Genomic DNA, 20604 nt, shown 5'->3' with positions numbered 1-20604 from the left:
GTTGGAAAGGCCAAGTGTTGATCGATTCAAACAAAAAAGGCGTTACCCGCGAGGGCAACGCCTTTTTATTTGATCAAAAACTGATCAGGATCTGGCGGGTTTGAGGATGATCTGCGCAGCCTCGGTTTTTTCGATCTCGCGCTGGATCTGCAATTCGAAATCCGGGTTGATCTTCGTCACGCGCTTGGTCAGCAGGGTCGCCAGCCAAGGGTAATCATCGGTACGCGGCACCTGCACGACTACATCACAATTGAATGCGGTGATATCAGCAGCGATGTCGTTCAGTTGGCGACGCAATTGCTTCATATCGCCGATTTTCAGCGCAATGGTGGTGCTCTCAACAGTGGGGTCGATGACTTTGGCGATGCGCTTGGCCTCTGCTGCACGCAGCTCGGCTTCAGCCTTGTCCAGTTCTGCCTTGCGAGCGTTGGCGATTGCGCCATTGACCCCGCTGGTGAGCGCCGGAGCCTTGGGCATCAAGGCGCGGGCACGGCTGAGCGCGGTGGCTGCGGCGTTGACGTCACCTTTTTGCAGCACGATCTGGCTGCGGCTCAGGTAGGCCTCGGCCAGCTGTCGTTGGTACTGTTCAAGGCGCGGATCGTCAGGGTTCTTGCCCTGCAGAGCTGCCAGTTGGTCTTCGGCGGTGGCTAACTCGCTGCTGGCGATGTTTTGTTCCAGCTGCTGATAGGCGTCGGGTGGCGCAACCGGGGCGGGCGCTTCGACGGGCTTGCTTTGGCAGGCGACCAACAGCATGGAAAATGCAGCAAGCAGCAGATAACGGGATGCGAACGGCTTCATTCCTGCGATTCTCTATTTGCGCAAAAAACGAGCAAGTCTACACATAAGTGCCTTGCACCGAAAATATCTGATCACCATCGGCGACGCTGGGTCGAATCATTGCATATTGCCGCCATTCAATGATTGCGGAGTATGACTCGTGTTCCAGCATAAGGTTCTACCGCTTGGGCAAAAGGAAGCTGAGCAAGAACAGCGCTGCGGCAGAGACCACGATTGACGGGCCTGCAGGAGTGTCCTTGAACCACGACAGCGCCAGCCCGCCACAGACCGCGACAACCCCGATGATGCTGGCACCCAAAGCCATTTGCTCCGGTGAACGGGCGTGACGTTGTGCCGCAGCCGCCGGGATGATCAGCAGCGAGGTGATCAGCAACACGCCGACGATTTTCATCGCCACGGCGATCACTACCGCGATCAGCAGCATCAGCGTCATGCGCAGAGCCGCCACTGGCAAGCCTTCGACGGTAGCCAATTCTTCGTGCACGGTGATGGCCAGCAACGGACGCCACAATGCGCAGATCAATACCAGCACCGCGGCACTGCCGCCCAGAATCCAGGCAAGATCGGTCGGGCTGATCGCCAGTAGGTCGCCGAACAGATAGCCCATCAGGTCGATGCGCACCTCACGCATGAAGCTGAGCACCACCAGCCCCAGCGACAGGGTGCTGGGGGCAAGTATCCCGAGCAGCGTGTCGGAGGCCAGTGGCTGGCGTTGCTGCAAGGTCACCAGCAGCACCGCCAGCAGCAGGCAGCCTACGGTCACGGCGATGGTCGGGCTGATGTCGAGCAGGAAACCTAGCGCGACGCCGAGCAAGGCCGCGTGAGACAGGGTGTCGCCAAAATAGGCCATGCGCCGCCAGACCACGAAGGAGCCCAATGGGCCGGCAACTACCGCCAGAGCAAGGCCTGCGAGCAAGGCATAGAGTAGAAAATCAGCCATGCTTGCAGCTGTCCCCGTGGTCATGATTGTGAGGGTGCGCATGTTCGTGGCTGTGATCGTGGGCCGGCGCAGGCTGGCACACCTCGCCGTGCAGATCATGCGCATGATCGTGATGGTGGTGGTAGATCGCCAGGTTCGGCGCGTTCTGGCCGAACAGCTCGACGAACGCCGGGTCGTTGCTGACCTGCTCAGGGTGACCGGAGCAGCAGACATGGCGGTTCAGGCAGACCACCTGATCGGTGGTGCTCATCACCAGGTGCAGGTCGTGGGACACCATCAACACGCCGCACTGATGACGATTGCGCAATTGGGTGATCAACGCATAGAGCTCGGCCTGCCCGGCCACGTCGACGCCCTGTACGGGCTCGTCGAGCACCAGCAGCTCCGGTTCACGCAACAATGCGCGGGCCAGCAACACCCGCTGCATCTCTCCGCCGGAAATACCCTGCAACGGGCTGTCGATGACTTTCTCGGCGCCGACCTCTACCAGCGCTGCCAGCGCAGTGGCACGGTCGACACCCGGCACCAGCCGCAAAAAGCGCAGCACCGATAGCGGCAAAGTGGGGTCCACGTGAAGTTTCTGCGGCATGTAGCCCACGCGCAGCTTCGGCTTGCGCCAGACATCGCCCGAGTCGGGTTTGAGCAGGCCAAGCACGGCGCGCACCAGCGTGGTCTTGCCCGCGCCGTTAGGGCCGATCAGCGTCACGATCTCGCCGGGGCTGACGCTCAGCTGAATGTTTTCCAGCACGCTCTGGCCAGCACGAGTGACGCTGACGTCCTTCAGGCGGATCAGTGCGTCGTTCATCAAGCGGCCTTGCAACCGGAACACACCCCGACCACTTCGACCGTCTGGGTTTCCACGGCAAAGCCGACTTCATTGGCAGCATTGACGATGGAGGTGCTGATCGCCACGTGCTGCAGTTCGATGGCGGCGTGGCATTCGCGGCAGATCAGGAACTGACCCTGATGCGCATGCGTCGGGTGATTGCACCCGGCGAAGGCGTTCAGCGAGGCAATGCGGTGCACCAGGCCGTTTTCGAGCAGGAAGTCCAGTGCGCGGTATACGGTCGGCGGCGCGGCACGACGGCCATCTTCTTCGCTCAACACGGCGAGGATATCGTAGGCGCCCAGCGGCTTGTGGCTTTGCCACACCAGCTCCAGCACGCGACGACGCAGAGCGGTCAGGCGCAGGCCTTTGCCAGCGCACAGCGCATCGGCTTGGGCGAGTGCGCTGTGCACGCAATGAGAGTGATCGTGAGGGCGACTGGCCAGTGGTGTTTTAGACATGGGCGGCGACGGCTTTTGAGAGAGACGTTATTATGTTACCCGTTCCTGCCCCCATGAGTGGTCACCGTGTCCCGACTTTTTTTACTTTTTGTCGTATTTATCACCGGATTTGCAACAGTCGGCAGCGCCCAGGCCGACGTCAGGGTGCTGACCAGCATCAAGCCGCTGCAGCTGATTGCAGCGGCTGTGCAGGAGGGGGTCGCAGTCCCGGAAGTCTTGCTGCCGCCGGGTGCATCGCCACATAACTACGCGCTGCGTCCTTCCGACGTACGGCGGGTGCAGGAGGTCGACCTGCTGTACTGGATCGGGCCAGACATGGAAACATTCCTGCCTCGTGTGCTGGCCGGTCGGACCAAGGCGTCCGTCCCGGTTCAGGCTTTGCCAGGAATGCATCTGCGGCATTTCACGGCGAGCAGCGATCACCACGACGACGATGACGATGAGCACGACCACGATCATCGCCCCGGCAGCGTCGATGCGCATCTGTGGCTGTCTTCGGTCAACGCGCGGGTGATTGCGGCGAAGATGGCTGCGGACCTGAGTCAGGCCGATCCGGCCAACGCTGCCCGCTACGACAGCAACGTCAAGGCATTCGATGCACGGCTGGACGCTCTGGACTCCAGGATCAAACAGCGTGTTGCCGGCATCACCGACAAGAAATACTTCGTGTTCCATGAAGCCTTCGACTATTTCGAAGAAGCCTACGGGCTTGAGCATGCCGGGGTCTTTGCAGTGAGCAGCGAGGTTCAGCCCGGCGCCCAGCATGTGGCGGCAATGCGCGCGCGGCTGGCGGAATTCGGCAAGACCTGCGTGTTCAGCGAGCCGCCGTTGCGCCCGCGGCTGGCGGATACGTTGAGTGCCGGCTTGCCGGTAAAACTGGCCGAGCTTGACGGGCTGGGCGGCTATACCCCCGCAACCGCTCAGGGCTACGAGCAGTTGTTGAGCAAGTTGGCGGATGACCTGGCGGGGTGTCTGGAAGGTCTTTGAGCCGCGCAATCTTGCGGCTGGCTGGCGGTGGCGGATTTGCGATCGCTGCCGCCGGCAAGCCGGCCCCTACCGTGTTTTCTTCGTTCGCAGATATGCCCTTACAACGCAAACGGCAACGGAATGTGCGTCACCTGACGCTGCTCCAGGCGCTTGCGGAATTCCGCCGGATCATGGATCAGCACGTCTTGCCCGGCGAAGGTCTCGGCGGCGATCAGTCGAGACAGCCAGAAGCGTACGCAGCCAACGCGCAACATCGCCGACCACAGCTCGGCTTCTGCCGCAGTGAACGGCCGCAACGCCGCATAAGCGCCCAGCAAGGCTCGGGCTCGTGGCGCATCGATGCCGCCGTCTTCGAAAGAACACCAGTCATTCACGGCGATTGCCACGTCGTAGAGCATCGGCCCGGAACAGGCATTGTAAAAGTCGATCACGCCAGTCAGATGGGTACCCTCGAACAGCGTGTTGTCGCGGAACAGGTCAGCGTGCACGTTGGCGCGCGGCAGGGCCATGATCGCAGGCTTCAGGCGTTCGATTTCTTCGACTGCCTTGGTCAGCAGCGCGCCTTGCGTGGCATCCAGATGCGAAATGAAGTTGCTGCCTTCCTTGAGCATCCAATCCAGACCCCGGTCGGTCTTGCGCTCGATGGTCTTGTGGCGGGTTGCCAGGTGCATATGGGCCAGCAGCTCACCGATCTGCACGCAGTGCTGGGTGTTCGGCTCGGTCGGATGCTTGCCGGACAAGCGCGGTTGCAGCAGCGCAGGTTTGCCCTTGAGCTCACGCAGCGCCTGGCCGTCGGTGGTGCGCAGCGCGTAGGGCACCGGCAGATTGGCATCGTGCAGAACATCGAGCAGTTCGATGAAAAACGGCATCTCCTGCACCGGCCCGCGCTCGACGAGCGTCAGCACGAACTCGCCGTGTTCCATGCTGATGAAGAAGTTGGTGTTTTCACTTCCGGCTGCGATGCCTTGGAAATCACGCAGGTGGCCGAGCCCGTACGGGGCGAGAAAAGCTTCCAGCTCGGGCCGAGCCAGGGGAGTAAAAACAGACATATGAACACTGCCAGCAAAAAGTGAATGTAGGGCGTTACCAGCTGAATAGTACCCATTGGGGTATCAGCATGTCCGGTTGATCCGAACGAATGAACTGACCGCTTGTGCCGTCGGCACGCACCAGATAATACGGCTTGCCGTGCTTGGGCGTGATCTTTACCGCGTACACGAAACCGTTGGCTTTATATTCCTGGACGAAATTGTCGCCGTCCTTGCCAATGGTAACGTCAGGCTCGGCCGAAGGGCCTTGATCATCGGCCGCCAGCGCCATCAGCGGGCAAGCAGCCATTGAGCCGACCAGTAACAGGCGATTTAGCGTGCGCATGATAACCTTGTCCCTTTGTCGTCAATGGTCCCCGCATTCTAGCGCCGACCCCGCCGAAAAGGTTGATCCTGCACATGAGTCTAGCGCCCCTCGTCCTGGTGGACGGTTCCTCGTACCTGTACCGCGCCTTCCACGCGCTGCCGCCGCTCACCACCTCCAGGGGCCTGCCCACCGGTGCGGTCAAGGGCGTGCTGAACATGCTCAAGAGCCTGCGCAAACAGTATCCCGAAAGCCCGTTCGCTGTGGTTTTCGACGCCAAGGGCGGGACGTTCCGCGACGACATGTACGCCGAGTACAAGGCCAACCGTCCGAGCATGCCCGACGACATGCGCGTCCAGATCGACTTCCTGCACAACTGCGTGAAAGGCCTGGGTTATCCGTTGCTGTGCGTTGAAGGCGTGGAAGCCGATGACGTGATCGGCACCCTGGCGCGCAGCAGTGCCGCCGCTGACCGTCCGGTGATCATCTCGACCGGCGACAAGGACATGGCGCAACTGGTCGACGGGCACATTACGCTGGTCAACACCATGACCGGTAGCGTGCTGGATGTGGCTGGCGTGAAAGAGAAATTTGGCGTCGGTCCCGAGCACATCATCGACTACCTGGCGCTGATGGGCGACAAGGTCGACAACATTCCCGGCGTCCCCGGCGTCGGCGAGAAAACCGCTGCCGGCCTGCTGGTGGGCATCAATGGCGGCCTGAAGGAACTCTACGACAACCTCGACAAAGTCCCCACGCTGTCCATCCGCGGCGCGAAAACCCTGCCGGCCAAGCTGCAAGAGCACCGAGACATGGCGTTCTTGTCCTACCAGCTGGCAACGATCAAGGTCGATGTGCCGCTGGACATCGAGCTCGACGCTCTGCATTGCGGGGAGCCGGATCGCGAAGCCCTGCTGGCGTTGTACACCGAGCTTGAATTCAAGAGCTGGATCACGGATCTGCAACGGGACGCCAGGCAGGAAGGTGCCGAGATCGCCACCGTTGAAGCGCCCGCTCCGGTCATCGAGGCCCAGTACGAGCTGATTCTGGAACAGACCCAGTTCGATGCGTGGCTGAAGAAGCTTGAGGCCGCCAATCTGTTTGCCTTTGTGGTGCAAAGCAATGGCATCGACGCCCAGCGTGCGCAAATCGTTGGCCTGTCGTTTGCGATCAAGACCCACGAAGCATGCTACATCCCGCTGACCCACTCCTACATGGGCGTCCCGCAGCAGCTGGAGCGCGATGCGGTGCTCAAGGCCGTGAAGCCGATGCTCGAAGATGCGAGCAAGCTCAAGGTCGGCCAGCATGCCAAGTTCGCGATCAATCTGCTTGCCAACTGCGCCATCGGCGGCGACCAGGATCAGGGCATCGATGTGCAGGGCGTCAAGTTCGACACCATGCTCGAATCCTACGTGCTCGATTCGACCGCCACCCGCCACGACCGCGACAGTCTTGTGGCCAAGTACCTGGATCACACGCCGGTCAACTTTCAGGAAATCGCTGGCAAGGGCGCCAAGCAGCTGACGTTCGATCAGATCGCGCTGGAGCAGGCCGGCGTCTATGCCGCTGAAGAGGTGGACCTGACGCTGCGCCTGCACGAAATCCTGCAGGAAAAACTGGCGAAAACGCCGTCCCTTGCGCCCGTACTCGACGAGATCGAAATGCCGCTGATGCCGGTGCTGGCGCGCATCGAACGTCAGGGCGCGCTGGTCGATGCCAAGCTGCTGGGTATCCAGAGCGTCGAGCTGGGCAACAAGATGACCGAGCTCGAGCGTGAGGCTTTCGCCATCGCCGGTGAGGAATTCAACCTCGGCTCGCCCAAGCAGCTGGGGGTGATTCTTTACGAAAAGCTCGGCATGCCGATCATCAGCAAGACAGCGACCGGTCAGCCGTCCACCGCCGAGGCAGTACTGGCGGAATTGGCCGAACAGGAATTCCCGCTGCCCAAGGTGCTGATGCAGTACCGCTCCATGAGCAAGCTCAAAAGCACCTACACCGACCGTTTGCCGGAACAGATCAACCCGCGTACCGGGCGCATCCATACCTCTTACCATCAGGCCGTGGCGGTCACCGGGCGTCTGTCGTCCAGCGACCCGAACCTGCAGAACATTCCGATCCGCACGGCCGAAGGTCGCCGGATTCGTCAGGCGTTCGTGGCCCCGCAAGGCTACAAACTGCTCGCGGCAGACTACTCGCAGATCGAATTGCGGATCATGGCCCACCTGGCCAAGGACGAAGGCTTGCTGCACGCCTTCCGTAATGATCTGGATGTGCACCGGGCGACGGCGGCGGAAGTCTTCGGTGTCGAGCTGCCCGATGTCACCAACGACATGCGTCGCAGCGCCAAGGCGATCAACTTCGGGCTGATTTACGGCATGAGCGCATTTGGTCTGGCCAAACAGATCGGCGTCGACCGCAAGCAGTCACAGGCCTACGTCGACCGGTACTTCGCCCGCTACCCCGGCGTGCTCGATTACATGGAGCGCACCCGTACCCAGGCTGCCGAGCAAGGTTTCGTCGAGACCATCTTCGGGCGTCGCCTCTACCTGCCGGACATCAACGCGAAGAATCAGGCGCTGCGCAAAGGCGCCGAACGCATGGCGATCAACGCGCCTATGCAGGGAACCGCCGCCGATATCATCAAGCGGGCGATGGTCGGGGTGAATGGCTGGCTGGCCACCTCGGGCCTGGACGCGCGCGTCATCCTCCAGGTGCACGACGAACTGGTGCTGGAAGTGCGTGAGGATCTGGTCGATCAGATCAACCAGGACATCCGCGTGCACATGAGCGGCGCCGCAGACCTGGACGTTCCGCTGCTGGTGGAAGTAGGCGTGGGCAATAACTGGGATGAGGCGCATTGAGGTTCAGCGCTTTTAATCTGCCCGCAGGGCGTGGGAGTCCGCCAAGGTGGTGCTCCACCTTGCCGACGATCTGACGGGAAGCGGCAGTAAACCCTGTGGACGCTATGCACCTGAACCACCGCGCAGGCTGACTCTACTGCCGGTGCCCGGCAGCTCGCGGGGCAAGCCCGCTCCTACGGGGCAGCGCCCAGAATCAAAGTCCAACTGCCCTGCCAACATAAAATTTTCCCGGGTTTTGAACTTCCGCGTCTAAACCCGGGTCAGAGATTGGGAATGGCTGACGTAGCCATTCATGCTCCTATGTTGTGTTAAGTGTTGGCAGATATCCGGACCCCTCCCTAGTGGTCTGGACTTAGACCCCGAACTTCCCCTCCCCATATGAAGTCCGGGGTTTTTTTTGCCTGCGATTTACGCCGCAGGCACCTTGTCTTCCAGTTCCATCCAGTCAGCGAGTACGGTGTACGCCTCTTCCAGGCCCATGCGCTTGGGCGCGGAGAACAGCTGGATGGTGACCGCATCACCCCAGCCCTTGCGAATTTCGGCCTGCACTTTGAGCAGCGTGTTCTTGGCCGCGCCGAAGGTCAGCTTGTCGGCCTTGGTCAGCAGAATGTGCATCGGCATCTGGCTGGCAATGGCCCAGTCGAGCATCAGCAGGTCGAAGTCGGTCATCGGGTGACGGATGTCCATCATCAGAATCAGACCCTTCAGACTCTCGCGGCTACCCAGATAAGCTTCCAGGTGACGCTGCCAGTGCAGCTTGAGCGGGATCGGTACTTTTGCATAACCGTAGCCTGGCAGGTCGACCAGACGCCGATCGTCGTCCAGACTGAAGAAGTTCAACAGCTGAGTGCGGCCCGGGGTTTTCGAGGTGCGTGCCAGGCTTGCGTGGGTCAGGGTGTTCAGTGCGCTGGATTTACCGGCGTTGGAGCGGCCGGCGAAGGCGACTTCGAAGCCCTCGTCATCAGGGCATTGATCGACTTTGGCGGCGCTGAGCATGAACTTGGACTGTTGGCACAATCCGAGGATCGGGTTCTTGAGTTGCATGGGATATCCGGTGAGGGCGTTGCGGCAATGGTGCTGCAACGGGGTGTCGTTTCCGTTTGATGGGCGCAAGTATATAATGCCGCAGATTTTGTGTGTGCTTTGTCCCGTCCAAAGGATGCAGTTCACAGAACGGACTAACCTTACACCAACAATAAAATGTACTGGATTAGCCGATGAACAAATTACTGGTGAGTCTGCTGTTGATCTTGGGCATCTCGGGCGCCGCCCGAGCCGCTGATGCGGTGGTCGGCGATCCCGCGGCCGGACAGGCCAAAACCGCGGTATGTGGCGCCTGTCATGGCCCGGATGGCAATAGCATGGCTGCCAATTTCCCGAAGCTGGCCGGACAGGGCCCGCGCTATCTGCTCAAGCAATTGCATGAAATCAAGGACGGCAAGCGCGTCGTCCTCGAGATGACCGGGTTGCTGAACAACTTCAGCGAGCAGGATCTGGCTGATATCGCCGCCTACTTCTCCAGCCAGAAAGGCAGCGTTGGCGCAGCCGATGCCAACCTGGTTGCCCGCGGCGAAGCGCTGTTTCGCGGTGGCAAGCTCGATCAGGGCATGCCGGCGTGCACCGGGTGCCACTCGCCCAATGGCGCCGGTAATGCTGCCGCAGGCTTTCCACATCTGGGCGGCCAACACGCCGACTACGTGAAAAAGCAGCTCACGGCGTTCCGCGAAGGTGATCGTACCAATGACGGAGACACTATGGTCATGCGCTCGATCGCCGCCAAACTCAGTAACAAGGATATCGACGCATTGTCGGCTTACATTCAGGGTCTGCATTAAGCCCGCATTAAGTCTGGAACGCTGGTTTCCAAACTAATTGACCATTAGAAATCCTTTCACCTGTCTCTCGCTCCGGCGGGCCAAAAAGGGTAGCGAACGGCTGCCCTTTTTTGTCCCGACAGGCGTTACACTTGCGAACTCACATCACCTCGCCCGGTCCAACTGCGGCCATCGAGGTGACTTTTCATGCCCAGGAGTTAAGCATGCGTAATCTGATTTTCAGCGCCGCTCTGATTTTCACCAGCCTGTTCGGTCTGACCGCCCAGGCTGCAGAGCCGCTCGAAGCTGGCAAGCAATATGTCGAGCTGAAAAGCGCCGTTCCGGTGTCCGAACCCGGCAAGATCGAAGTAGTCGAACTGTTCTGGTACGGCTGCCCCCACTGCTACGCATTTGAGCCGGTCATCAACCCATGGGTCGAAAAACTCCCGGCCGATGTCCACTTCATCCGCGTTCCAGCCATGTTCGGCGGTCCATGGGATGCCCACGGCCAGCTGTTCATTACCCTGGACACCATGGGCGTCGAGAAAAAAGTCCATGCCGCCGTCTTCGAAGCCATCCAGAAGGGCGGCAAGCGCCTGACCGATCCGAACGACATGGCTGATTTCGTCGCCACTCAAGGCGTCGACAAGACCAAGTTCCTCGAAACCTTCAACTCGTTCGCCGTGAAAGGCAAGATCGCCCAATACAAGGAGCTGGCCAAGAAGTATGAAATCACTGGCGTGCCAACCATGATCGTCAACGGCAAGTACCGTTTCGACCTGGGCACCGCCGGTGGTCCTGAGCAAGCGCTGGATGTGGCAGATCAGCTGATCGCCAAAGAACGCGCAACGTTGACCGCCAAGTAAGCGCCGGTCATGACGCGCTGGGGTACTGAACGCATCGTTGCCCGGCATAGCCCCAAGGTCAACGAGCGACACCTGCTGGAAACCGGACTGCCCGCCGATGGCCGGCTCCGGTTGCTCAGTTTCAACATTCAGGTGGGCATCAGTACCGAGCGCTACCGGCATTATCTGACCCGTGGCTGGCAGCATCTGCTGCCCCACAACGGCCGGGCCGGGAACCTGCAGAAGATCGGCGACCTGCTGGGCGATTACGATCTGGTTGCCTTGCAGGAAGCCGATGGCGGGAGCCTGCGCTCTGGCTATATCAATCAAGTGGAACACCTCGCCCAGCTCGGCTCCTTTCCGTACTGGCACCAGCAACTCAATCGCAACCTTGGACGCTTCGGCCAGCACAGTAATGGTGTGCTCAGTCGCCTGCGCCCCTGGGACATCGAAGACCACCCGCTACCCGGGCCCGCCGGGCGTGGCGCGATTCTGGTGCGTTTCGGTGAAGGCGCCGACGCGCTGATCGTGGTGGTCATGCATCTGGCGCTGGGCGCGCGTACGCGAACCCGGCAGCTTGCTTACATCCGTGAGCTCATTGGCGGCTACAGGCACCAGGTGTTGATGGGCGACATGAACACCCACGCCGCGGATCTGCTGGAAAACTCTCCTCTGCGTGATCTGGGCCTGCTCGCGCCCCAGATCGAGGCGACCTTTCCCAGTTGGCGGCCGCAACGTTGTCTGGACCACATCCTCCTCAGCCCGACCCTGACGCTTGAAAAAGTGCAGGTGCTGGCTCAGCCCATTTCCGATCATCTGCCGGTTGCGGTGGAGATTCGCTTGCCGGCCTCATTAATTGGCGACTCGCTGCCGATAACAAGCACATCTCCTCTCGGACCCTCGGAATGAGCGACGAAGCACAACGCTGGAAAGAAAAATACCTCAAGAGCATCGAGCAACAGGACAAGCTTGAGAAGCGTTGGAATGCCCGCCTGGATTTGCTGCGGCGCGGTCTGGTGCGCAGTAGTCTGGCGGCAGAGGGCGCCGACAAGGCGGTCGATCAATGCATGAAGGAAATGCGCGAGATCGTTCGCAAGGACGACATGGACGCAGGCCTCGCAGCGTTGATCCCGCGGCTTGAAAAGGCGGTGCTCGACTCCGAGCAGCGCCGTGAGAAGCGCGTTGAGCAAATGGGCACGGCGCTGACCTCGTTGGTGGCGCAGCTGCAATCGCTGCCCTTGCCCCGGGAAGTTGCCAAGCCGCTCAAACGCTTCGCCAAGACGCTTGAAGACCGCGTTACCCAGGCGCGCGAGCTGCCGTTGCTGCTCAGTGAGTTGAGCGGATTGCAGGGTCAGGCGCTGTCCCAGCTTGAGCATCCCGAAGAAACGGCTCGTCCCGGTCTGCTGGAACGTCTGTTTGGCAGCCGCGAGCCTGTCGAGGCAACCGATACGTCCCCGGTGCCTGCGCCGCTCCCTGAGAGGCCCAATCCCGCTGCGGCGAGCGCCGATGACCCGGACCCCGACGACGAACCGCTCGCAGCTGAACGGACCGCGCCGCAGAGGTCCCAATGGACCAATGAAGCGCCGCCAGCTGAAGTCGTTGTCGCCCTCGAAAGCCCCATCGCCCTTGCGCCCGCGGCGTCGATAGCGCAACCGCCACCCGCAGCACTGCCCGCTGATCCGCACATGCCCGTCGAAATGGCCGAGCCCGACGCAGCGGTTCTTGAGCATGCGCAGCCAGATTCGGCTTCCGCCATTGCCCAGCCCCAGCCCCAGCCCCAACTGCCTGCCCAGCCCGAGACAGCACCGCCGGCGGCATCGCTTGCTGCTACGCCAGAGCCGGTTGAGTCCATCGCCCAAGCCGCTCTGGACAGCGAGGAGCAAACCATCGAGCAGGCTGAAGCCGAGGCGATTGCAGATCAGGATGCAGAGCAGCCAGACGCTGAACAAGAGGGCGAGGCCGTCGAAGAGCCGCTTGAAGACGATACCGCCGAGGAGGAAGGCCCATTTGCGTTGCCCTCCTCCCCTGAGCCAAGTTACAGCTCCGTCGCGGCGCACATCGAACAGACCCTGTTGGGCCTGCTCAACGACCTGACCCTGCCAGAGCACCACCGTCCCCAGGCAGAGGCCATGCGCCTGCGCCTGGAGCACGGTTTGAACTGGTACGAGCTGCTGCCGATTCTGGATGACCTTGCCGTGCTCATGCTGGCGATCACCGACAGCGGTCAGCACGAATTTGAACTGTATCTCAAGCAGCTCAATGAGCGGCTGGAGTCATTCCAGAGCAACCTGCAAGCCGCCAGCGAAGACCACGCCGGCCAGCAGTCTGCGTCGCGTGAGCTGAACGATCAACTGCGTGAGCACGTCGGCGGCCTGCAGAGCAGCGTGCTGCAAGCGTCCGATCTGAACAGCCTGAAAAGCGTGCTGGAGAGCCGCCTCGAAGGCTTGATCGGCACAATGGATGATCATCAGAAACAACGCGACGAACGTGAGCAGGAAGTGGCATCCCGGCTGCATTCGCTGGCAGGCCGCGTGGCAACCATGGAGCAGGAGGCCCTGGGTTTTCGCGCCCATCTTGAAGAACAGCGACAAAAGGCGTTGATCGACACGCTCACTGGCCTGCCGAACCGTGCCGCCTGGAACGAGCGGCTGGACCATGAGGTCGATCAGTTGCAAAGGAATCGCTCCAGCCTGCTGCTGGGCATTCTTGATCTTGACCACTTCAAGCGCATCAATGATGGCTACGGTCACCTGGCAGGGGACAAGGTGCTGAAGATCGTCGCCGATCAATTGAAGAAGCGCTTGCGCTCTGCTGATTTCATTGCGCGGTTCGGTGGCGAAGAATTTGTGGTCCTGCTTCCTCAGACCCAGATCAACGACGGTCTGGCGTTGCTCGAGCGGCTGCGCGTGACCATCGAGCAATGCCCGTTTCACTTCAAGGGCGAGCCGGTCACCATCACCGTATCGATGGGGATTACCACGTTCCGGCCAAATGAACGCAGTGACCTGGTGCTCAAGCGCGCTGATGAGGCACTGTATCGAGCCAAGGCCGAGGGGCGTAACCGGATAGTGCAGGGATAACTTCCTAAGGGCGCTACTTCACGTAAGCTCTTGGTTATGAGTAAGTAGGAACTTTCCTCTTCTAGCGTGGTGTCAGTCCTTTTTTTCGAATCTGATTGAGGAGTGCTTGATTAGTATTTCGTGACGGGCTTATCTAGTCGTGTTGCTGGTTTTCTATTTAGATTAACTACCGGCAATATATATTTACTTAACTAGATCAATCAAAAGCCTGCTGCGCACTTCATTGCCAAGTGTGTCGCAGCGCGATGAAAAGGACTTTTATGAACGTTATTATGAAGTTGATGCTGGTGGCCGGTGCGGCGGTATTGTCGAGCCATGCGCTGGCGTCGACACAGGTCTACACGGCTACCATCGATCGGGCAGGCAACCTTGTTCATCAGGACGCCAGCTGGATCAAGGACGTGACGCTGAAGAATCAAAGAAACTACTTCGCTACCTATGAAGTAACTTTTAACAACGAGCAATTCAAAAAGGCGCCAGTGTTCTGTTCGGCGTCGGCCATTGACTCCAGTAATGAGGATCGACTGTATTATGGCCATGTCAAGTTAGGTGGCGCGGCGACGGCCGAGAAAGTCAATGTACTGGCATTATTTCCTGGAAAGAGCGGACCATCCGGTGACTCTTCGATGAGCTTCCAGTTGATGTGCGTTCGGTAGTTTGGGCGGCCCCGCACCCGTGGCGGGGCACTTCCTACCCTTGGCAGGTTTTTTACGACCGTACACTATTACGTTATGATGCAAATCACCTTGCCTGGTCCGATACGATGAAACCCTTTGTTGTCTTGACGCTGTTCCTGCTCCTCACGGCCTGCTCCAGTGGACCGAAGCTCGACACCAGCCGCCCCTCCGTGAACTTCGACAGCCGCGTGCAGTTCGTGGTGCTGCACTACACCTCCGCTTCTCTTGATCGATCGCTGGCGTTGCTGACCCATGGCGAGGTGAGTGCGCATTATCTGATCGGAGATGGCCCGGCAGTCACCTACAAACTGGTGGATGAAACCCAGCGCGCCTGGCACGCGGGTGAGAGCGAGTGGGATGGCCGTACCTGGCTGAACTCCAGCAGCATCGGCATCGAGATCGTCAATCCCGGTTATCGGGACACCCCTGCCGGCCGCCTGTGGTACCCCTACAGTGAGGCCCAGGTGCAGGCGTTGATCGTGCTGCTCAAGGACATCGTCAAACGCAATCACATCGAGCCTCGGCACGTGATCGGGCACAGCGACATCGCACCACTGCGCAAACTCGATCCGGGCCCGCTGTTTCCCTGGAAGCGTCTTGCTCAGGAAGGCTTCGGTATCTGGCCAGACGAGCAGCAGGTCGCGTCGCATCAGGCACAGATGCTGGTGGTGCCCAGCGCTTCATGGTTCCAGCAACAGCTGTCGCAACTGGGTTATCCGACGCCACAGACAGGCGAGTGGGATATCGCCACCCGGCATGTGCTGACCGCCTTCCAGATGCACTATCGCCCGCAGAAATTCGATGGCGAACCCGATGCGCAAAGTGCAGCTATCCTTCAGGTGCTCAACCTCAGGCATTAAATTGCTACTAGCGTCTGTTTTTGACGGGCTATTTCCGCGCTTGTTGCTATACCTCATTGGTATTCATCTGGATATCAGTCGATGTTCCCGGCTTCACCGCAGCTGCGCTCAATATTCTATCGCCCCTCGCTCCTGGCACTCCTGGCAGCGTTGTTGAGCGCTGTCGTGCTGTTGGCGGGCAGTTTCGGGCTGGCCATGCACCAGGCGCGGCAGGATGAAAGCGCTCAGATGAACGCCCAGGGTGAACGATTTCTGGTGCGTCTGGAGCAGCTGTTCGGTCAACTACGTGCTGGACTCGATCAACTCGAAGCGCAGCCCCTGCGCGGTTGCGGGCCGGAGATGGTGGAGCAATTGCGCCAGGTCAACTCACGCTACCGCTTCATCTATGAAGTGGCCTATGTGAGCGACAGTCAGTTCTGCTCCAGCTGGACCCGCCAGAGCATGATCGGCAAGCCGCGGGCGCCGGATATCCGCGGGCCGACCTATGACTACTGGCTCAACACATCCACCCAGCCTGACGACAATCTTGCATCGCTGATGATGGGGCGCGGAGAGTTTCGCGTGTCGACTTCCCGCGGGCATCTCACCGACGTCGTGGATTTACCGGCCGGGGGCAGCCTGGTGGTCGTGCTGGATCAAGGGACCAAGGCCGTCCCGGTGCTGGGGCCTGCCCAGACCTGGCCACCGACATCCGACTGGACACCCTCTTCCGTGGAGACGCTCATCACCACGCAGGACAAGCTGGTCTACCGGATGCCGACGCAAAATCCGGAATACCAGCTGGTGCTGATTACTCCACGCAGCGGCTTGCAGCAGAAGATCACGGGCGCCTGGTGGTTGCTGGTGCCCGCCAGTGTGCTGGTGTCGCTGTGCATCGGGATTCTGGTGCTGCAACTGGTGCGCCAGCGTCAGTCGTTGGGCGGCGAGTTGCACGGTGCGCTGCGCCGGGGCGAGCTGAAGGTGTTGTATCAGCCTATTTTTGACCTCAATACCCGCTTGTGCGTGGGTGCTGAGGCCCTGGTGCGCTGGCGACGACCCGACGGCACGCTGACCAGTCCTGACTTGTTCATCCCCTTGGCTGAAAACACCGGCCAGATTCGCCAGATTACCGATTTCGTCCTGCAGCAGTTGCTTGAGCAACTTGGCCATCTGCTCCGCGCCAATCCCCATTTGTACGTGTCGGTCAATCTGGCGGCCTGTGATGTGATGGCGCCACGTATCGGCCGCGTGACCGCCAAGCTGCTGGCGCTGCACCGGGTAGCGCCACGGCAGATCGCGTTCGAGGTCACCGAGCGTGGCCTGGTCGATGTGGTGGTCGCCCGCAATCACCTGCAAGCGTTGCGCGACCGTGGTCATCAGGTCTTGATTGATGACTTCGGCACGGGCTATTGCAGCCTGGCGTATTTGCAGACCTTGCCAGTCGATTGCCTGAAGATCGACAAGGCGTTCATTGATGCACTGGGCCATGACGCCGCCAGCAGCGGGGTGGCGCCGCATATCATCCGTATGGCCCACGCGCTGCAACTGCGGGTGATCGCCGAAGGTATCGAGTTTGAATCACAGGCCCTGCTGCTCAAGAGCGAAGGGGTGATCTATGGGCAAGGCTGGTTGTTCGCCCGGCCGCTGACGGCGAGCAAGTTTACCGAGCTGGTCACTGGCGGGCGGCGTAGCAATGGGCGCCGGGCAGATGATGTGGCGTAGCCGCCGGGTAATGCGACCTGGGCTTTGCTGCCACTGCGCGTCAGCTCGCAGAGGGGGTCAGAGCGGCAGCGCCATGTAGAACTGCGTGCCCTGCCCAGGTCTTGAATACACACCCATGCGTCCACCATGCAGCTGGACGATTTCCTTGCACAGCGCCAAGCCAAGCCCCGCCCCGCCTTTCTTCCTGCCCACTTGAACGAAGGGCTCGAAAATGCGCGCCTGCTGACCGTAGGCAATGCCTTCGCCGTTGTCTTCGACGCTGATGATCAGACGCTCGCCGTGACGGCGTGCCTGCAGGCGGATAAGCCCGGACTGCGGAGTGTGGCGCAGGGCGTTGTCCAGCAGATTGTCCAGCACACGATCCAGTTGCACCCTGTCGGCTTGCAGCCGGGGCAGCGGCTCCTGCATTTCCAGCAGCACCATCACGTCTTGTTGCTGCGCTGCCTCGGCAACCCGCTGACGTGCTGCGTTCAGCAGTTCGGGGACATCACAGGGCGCGAGGACGAGCTTTTGCAAGCCGTTCTGGTAGCGCGAGAAGTTCAGCAGGTCGTTGATCAGCTGCATCAGGCGCTGCATTTCTTCGTTGACGGTCTTGAGCAGGTCCGTCTCGCGAGAATCCGGCGCAAAATGCACACGCTCTTGCAGCAGCCCGAAGGCCATGTGCATGCCCGTCACCGGCGTGCGCAATTCGTGGGATGCGCGCAAAACGAACTCGCTGCGTACGCGCTCGAAGGCACGCTGCTCTGTGACGTCGTGCAGCACCATCACCGCACCAAGGATGTGGCCCTTGGTGTGGCTGACCGGCGTCAGACTGTAGGTCAGCAGGCGGGTCTCGCCGTCTACTTCAATGGAAAGGTCCTCCGGCGCTCGCTCCAGGGTTCCACCGCGCAGCACCAGATACAGCTGCTCGTCGAGCTCCGGGCGCTGCAAGGCTTCACCGAGCCCCTGACCCAACCTGCCTTCTTCCCAACCCAGTTGCCTTTGGGCGACAGGGTTGAGGTGCTCAAGGCGTCCCTGGCGATCAATCATCAGCAGGCCGTCATCGATGCTGTCGAGCACCGCTTGCAGGCGCTGTTGACCGGCCAGCAGCTCATCGACGTTGGTCACCTGATGCTGACGCAGCGCCTCGGCCATGATGCCGAACCGCCGGGTCAGCTGGTTCATCTCTGCCGCCGAGGAAATCGGCAGCGTCACCTCGAAGTTGCCTTGACCAATATGATCGGCTGCCTTGGCCAGCGCTTCGATGGGCGCGCCAAAGCGGCGCGCAATACCGTGCGCGGTGACGAAGCCGATGGCGAGCACTGCCAGGCCGACCAGGCCAAGTAACGCTGCAACCCACAAGGCGCGGGTACGTGAGGCGGTTTCAGCCTGGCTGATGTTCTCCAGGGCCTGGCGATGGGCGTCGAGCAATCCATTGCGCAGTGTATTGAAGGCATTGGTGACGGCTTTGTCGTCACTCAGCGCATTAGCTGGATCGCCAGAGCGCTGCAGGGCATTGAGAAATTGCTCGTAGTCCAGACGTGCTTTCTCGAAGCCGCTTTGGGTACTGGTCTGCTGATCGTGGTCAATGCCCTGATCGAGCAGCTCCTGAAACTGCTGCTGGTTCTGCTGCAAGGTGGTCTGGTCGGGTTTTTCCTTGAGCAGCATGACCAGCTGATCGCCCAGGTTCTGCCGCAGCTTGAGGCCGATATCGAGCGTGATGAAGTTGTGGCGAATCAGCGATTCCTGGGACTTGGCCATCTGCATGACACTGACCAGCCCCAGCAACAGTCCCAGCAAGGCGACCGTCATCAGTGCAGAAATGCTGAAAAACAACCGGGTGCGTAACTTCATCGCGAACTTCATGGGCGACCTGTCACAGGTTGTACTGCTTGCGTTTGCGGTACAACGTCGAGGCGTCGATGCCCAGGGTGCGGGCGGCCTGATCGAGGGTATCGCTGGTCGCCAGAACGGCGCCGATATGAGCTTTTTCCAGCTCGTCCAGACTCAAGGCCGCGCCCACCCGGGGTGCGTTGTTGGTCGGTTGTTCGGCCATGCCCAGATGAGTGATCTCGACCTTCTCCTGGGGGCAGATAATGCTCGCCCGCTCAATCACGTTGCGCAGCTCTCGAATGTTGCCCGGCCAGCGATAATTGAGCAGTGCCCCGCGTGCCTCTTCGCTGAAGCCCCGGGCCGGTCGCCCATACTCCTTGACGAAGCGCGCCAGAAAGCGGTCTGCCAGGGTCAGAATGTCTTCGCCCCGTTCACGCAGTGGCGGCAGATGCAAGGTGATGACGTTCAGGCGATACAGCAAATCCTCTCGGAAACGGCCGTCGCGGACCATGTCCTCCAGGTTCAGGTTGGTGGCGGCGAGGATTCTCACATCGGCCCGACGCGTCACCGGGTCACCCACGCGCTCGTACTCCTTATCCTGGATGAAGCGCAGCAGTTTAGGCTGCAAGGTCAGTGGGAAATCGCCGATTTCATCAAGGAACAATGTACCGCCGTCTGCCTGGTTGACCCGGCCAAGGGTGCTTTCGCTGGCACCGGTGAACGCACCGCGGCTATGGCCGAACAGCTCGCTTTCCATCAGTTCTGCGGTCAACGACGGGCAGTTGATGGTGACGCAGGATTTTTTCGCCCGCTTGCTCCAGCCATGAATTGCCCGGGCCAACTCACCTTTACCGGTCCCTGATTCGCCAAGGATCAGGATATTGGCGTCGGTGTTGGCGACCTGCCGTGCTGTCTCCAGAATCGCCATCATCGAAGGGCTGTGAGAATCCAGACCGTCCTTGGGCTTGCGCACCTCGCCTTCAAGCGCTTCAAGACGCGCCGAAAGCTGACGCACTTCCAGCTGTTTAGCCGTTGCCAGACGCAGTTGGTCGGGGCTGCACGGCTTGACCAGGTAATCGGCGGCGCCAGCTTGAATGGCGTCCACCGCCGTATCCACGGCTGAGTGCGCGGTGACAATAACCACGCGCATCCACGGTGCCTGCACGCGCATCTGCGCCAGTACATCCAGGCCGTTGTCCTCCCCCAGGCGCAGATCGAGAAAACAGACGTCGAACACCTGACGTTGCAACAACGCTTCGGCCTGTGCCGCGCTATTGGCGGTGGCGACGCTGTAGCCTTCATCTTCAAGGCAATAGCGGAAGGTACGAAGGATGGCGGATTCATCATCCACAAGCAGAATACGGCCCTGATTCTCAGTGGCAGCTTCCATTTTTCCTACGCTCCTAAATGAATTGTCTTGGTTAGTCCCGGAAATATCGGGCAAGTTGCATGGTTCATTCTGATTGATTCGGCGGGTTGCATGTAAGTGATCTGCCAAAAAATCGGATTTTTCACTCATCTGTGGGGGTATCACCCGCAAAACTGTGGATCGCGCACGTTCTGGATGTGGCGGCGGGCATGGGCTGACA

General features: G+C 60.4%; 18 protein-coding genes. 9 read left to right on the top strand and 9 right to left on the bottom strand.

The features are described from left to right. Positions 1-84: 84 nt before the first annotated feature. The 4 genes from ACI2KS_RS25820 to ACI2KS_RS25805 form a co-directional block, all read right to left on the bottom strand. Positions 85-798 (bottom strand): PA5502 family lipoprotein, encoded by a 714-nt coding sequence (locus ACI2KS_RS25820; RefSeq protein ID WP_404623856.1) that lies wholly within the window; start codon positions 796-798, stop codon positions 85-87. Between the two features lie 157 nt (positions 799-955). Continuing rightward, positions 956-1738, bottom strand: coding sequence for a zinc ABC transporter permease subunit ZnuB (znuB, locus tag ACI2KS_RS25815; RefSeq protein WP_404623855.1), 783 nt, complete (start codon positions 1736-1738; stop codon positions 956-958). Further along, a complete protein-coding gene (znuC, locus tag ACI2KS_RS25810) occupies positions 1731-2543 on the bottom strand; it encodes a zinc ABC transporter ATP-binding protein ZnuC (protein WP_404623854.1) in 813 nt (270 codons plus the stop codon). Before znuC ends, znuB begins: the two co-directional genes overlap by 8 nt. After that, positions 2543-3025, bottom strand: a complete 483-nt coding sequence (locus tag ACI2KS_RS25805) for a Fur family transcriptional regulator (protein ID WP_404623853.1) — start codon at positions 3023-3025, stop codon at positions 2543-2545. Before ACI2KS_RS25805 ends, znuC begins: the two co-directional genes overlap by 1 nt. Before the next feature lie 66 nt (positions 3026-3091). Here ACI2KS_RS25805 and ACI2KS_RS25800 point away from each other — a divergent pair, with 66 nt between their 5' ends. Further along, complete coding sequence (locus tag ACI2KS_RS25800) at positions 3092-4012, top strand: zinc ABC transporter substrate-binding protein (protein ID WP_404623852.1); 921 nt, start codon at positions 3092-3094, stop codon at positions 4010-4012. 98 nt (positions 4013-4110) lie between these two features. On the opposite strand, the gene ACI2KS_RS25795 is transcribed toward ACI2KS_RS25800, so the two are convergent. Beyond that, on the bottom strand, positions 4111-5061 hold the full coding sequence (locus tag ACI2KS_RS25795; RefSeq protein ID WP_404623851.1) for a homoserine kinase: 951 nt from the start codon (positions 5059-5061) through the stop codon (positions 4111-4113). A 34-nt stretch (positions 5062-5095) separates the two neighbouring features. Further along, positions 5096-5386 carry a DUF2782 domain-containing protein gene (locus ACI2KS_RS25790; protein WP_404623850.1) on the bottom strand — a complete coding sequence of 97 codons (291 nt, stop codon included), beginning with the start codon at positions 5384-5386 and terminating at the stop codon, positions 5096-5098. 74 nt (positions 5387-5460) lie between these two features. On the opposite strand from ACI2KS_RS25790, the gene polA reads away from it, so the two are divergent. Continuing rightward, entirely contained in the window at positions 5461-8226 is a 2766-nt protein-coding gene (polA, locus tag ACI2KS_RS25785; RefSeq protein ID WP_404623849.1) for a DNA polymerase I, read from the top strand. 408 nt (positions 8227-8634) lie between these two features. On the opposite strand, the gene yihA is transcribed toward polA, so the two are convergent. Next, positions 8635-9270, bottom strand: a complete 636-nt coding sequence (gene yihA / locus ACI2KS_RS25780; protein WP_404623848.1) for a ribosome biogenesis GTP-binding protein YihA/YsxC — start codon at positions 9268-9270, stop codon at positions 8635-8637. Between the two features lie 173 nt (positions 9271-9443). Here yihA and ACI2KS_RS25775 point away from each other — a divergent pair, with 173 nt between their 5' ends. The 7 genes from ACI2KS_RS25775 to ACI2KS_RS25745 all read left to right on the top strand — a co-directional run bounded on the left by ACI2KS_RS25775 (position 9444) and on the right by ACI2KS_RS25745 (position 17203). After that, complete coding sequence (locus ACI2KS_RS25775; protein WP_404623847.1) at positions 9444-10061, top strand: c-type cytochrome; 618 nt, start codon at positions 9444-9446, stop codon at positions 10059-10061. Between the two features lie 203 nt (positions 10062-10264). Next, on the top strand, positions 10265-10906 hold the full coding sequence (locus ACI2KS_RS25770; protein ID WP_404623846.1) for a thiol:disulfide interchange protein DsbA/DsbL: 642 nt from the start codon (positions 10265-10267) through the stop codon (positions 10904-10906). Positions 10907-10915: 9 nt separating this feature from the next. Further along, entirely contained in the window at positions 10916-11794 is an 879-nt protein-coding gene (locus tag ACI2KS_RS25765; protein WP_404623845.1) for an endonuclease/exonuclease/phosphatase family protein, read from the top strand. Beyond that, positions 11791-13965, top strand: a complete 2175-nt coding sequence (locus tag ACI2KS_RS25760; protein WP_404623844.1) for a diguanylate cyclase — start codon at positions 11791-11793, stop codon at positions 13963-13965. Before ACI2KS_RS25765 ends, ACI2KS_RS25760 begins: the two co-directional genes overlap by 4 nt. A 260-nt stretch (positions 13966-14225) precedes the next feature. Further along, entirely contained in the window at positions 14226-14621 is a 396-nt protein-coding gene (locus ACI2KS_RS25755; protein ID WP_404623843.1) for a hypothetical protein, read from the top strand. Positions 14622-14728: 107 nt separating this feature from the next. Further along, positions 14729-15502 (top strand): N-acetylmuramoyl-L-alanine amidase, encoded by a 774-nt coding sequence (locus ACI2KS_RS25750; protein WP_404623842.1) that lies wholly within the window; start codon positions 14729-14731, stop codon positions 15500-15502. A gap of 81 nt (positions 15503-15583) precedes the next feature. Further along, positions 15584-17203 carry an EAL domain-containing protein gene (locus tag ACI2KS_RS25745; protein ID WP_404623841.1) on the top strand — a complete coding sequence of 540 codons (1620 nt, stop codon included), beginning with the start codon at positions 15584-15586 and terminating at the stop codon, positions 17201-17203. 57 nt (positions 17204-17260) lie between these two features. Here ACI2KS_RS25745 and ACI2KS_RS25740 read toward each other — a convergent pair whose 3' ends face one another. Both ACI2KS_RS25740 and algB read right to left on the bottom strand, forming a co-directional pair. Then, positions 17261-19048, bottom strand: coding sequence for a KinB sensor domain-containing domain (locus ACI2KS_RS25740; RefSeq protein WP_404623840.1), 1788 nt, complete (start codon positions 19046-19048; stop codon positions 17261-17263). A gap of 10 nt (positions 19049-19058) precedes the next feature. Then, on the bottom strand, positions 19059-20405 hold the full coding sequence (gene algB / locus ACI2KS_RS25735; protein WP_404623839.1) for a sigma-54-dependent response regulator transcription factor AlgB: 1347 nt from the start codon (positions 20403-20405) through the stop codon (positions 19059-19061). Positions 20406-20604: the final 199 nt, after the last annotated feature.

The sequence above is a fragment of the Pseudomonas sp. NPDC087358 genome (assembly GCF_044900785.1).
Classification (GTDB): Bacteria; Pseudomonadota; Gammaproteobacteria; order Pseudomonadales; family Pseudomonadaceae; genus Aquipseudomonas.
Note: the sequence above shows the minus strand (reverse complement) of the source record. Positions and strands in the feature narration are given on the sequence as shown.

Excerpts from the sequence above, each read along its gene's own strand:
- ACI2KS_RS25820 (WP_404623856.1), bottom strand. The coding sequence starts at position 798 with ATGAAGCCGTTCGCATCCCGTTATCTGCTGCTTGCTGCATTTTCCATG.
- znuB (WP_404623855.1), bottom strand. The coding sequence starts at position 1,738 with ATGGCTGATTTTCTACTCTATGCCTTGCTCGCAGGCCTTGCTCTGGCG.
- znuC (WP_404623854.1), bottom strand. The coding sequence starts at position 2,543 with ATGAACGACGCACTGATCCGCCTGAAGGACGTCAGCGTCACTCGTGCT.
- ACI2KS_RS25805 (WP_404623853.1), bottom strand. The coding sequence starts at position 3,025 with ATGTCTAAAACACCACTGGCCAGTCGCCCTCACGATCACTCTCATTGC.
- ACI2KS_RS25795 (WP_404623851.1), bottom strand. The coding sequence starts at position 5,061 with ATGTCTGTTTTTACTCCCCTGGCTCGGCCCGAGCTGGAAGCTTTTCTC.
- ACI2KS_RS25790 (WP_404623850.1), bottom strand. The coding sequence starts at position 5,386 with ATGCGCACGCTAAATCGCCTGTTACTGGTCGGCTCAATGGCTGCTTGC.
- polA (WP_404623849.1), top strand. The coding sequence starts at position 5,461 with ATGAGTCTAGCGCCCCTCGTCCTGGTGGACGGTTCCTCGTACCTGTAC.
- yihA (WP_404623848.1), bottom strand. The coding sequence starts at position 9,270 with ATGCAACTCAAGAACCCGATCCTCGGATTGTGCCAACAGTCCAAGTTC.
- ACI2KS_RS25775 (WP_404623847.1), top strand. The coding sequence starts at position 9,444 with ATGAACAAATTACTGGTGAGTCTGCTGTTGATCTTGGGCATCTCGGGC.
- ACI2KS_RS25770 (WP_404623846.1), top strand. The coding sequence starts at position 10,265 with ATGCGTAATCTGATTTTCAGCGCCGCTCTGATTTTCACCAGCCTGTTC.
- ACI2KS_RS25765 (WP_404623845.1), top strand. The coding sequence starts at position 10,916 with ATGACGCGCTGGGGTACTGAACGCATCGTTGCCCGGCATAGCCCCAAG.
- ACI2KS_RS25760 (WP_404623844.1), top strand. The coding sequence starts at position 11,791 with ATGAGCGACGAAGCACAACGCTGGAAAGAAAAATACCTCAAGAGCATC.
- ACI2KS_RS25755 (WP_404623843.1), top strand. The coding sequence starts at position 14,226 with ATGAACGTTATTATGAAGTTGATGCTGGTGGCCGGTGCGGCGGTATTG.
- ACI2KS_RS25750 (WP_404623842.1), top strand. The coding sequence starts at position 14,729 with ATGAAACCCTTTGTTGTCTTGACGCTGTTCCTGCTCCTCACGGCCTGC.
- ACI2KS_RS25745 (WP_404623841.1), top strand. The coding sequence starts at position 15,584 with ATGTTCCCGGCTTCACCGCAGCTGCGCTCAATATTCTATCGCCCCTCG.
- ACI2KS_RS25740 (WP_404623840.1), bottom strand. The coding sequence starts at position 19,048 with ATGAAGTTCGCGATGAAGTTACGCACCCGGTTGTTTTTCAGCATTTCT.
- algB (WP_404623839.1), bottom strand. The coding sequence starts at position 20,405 with ATGGAAGCTGCCACTGAGAATCAGGGCCGTATTCTGCTTGTGGATGAT.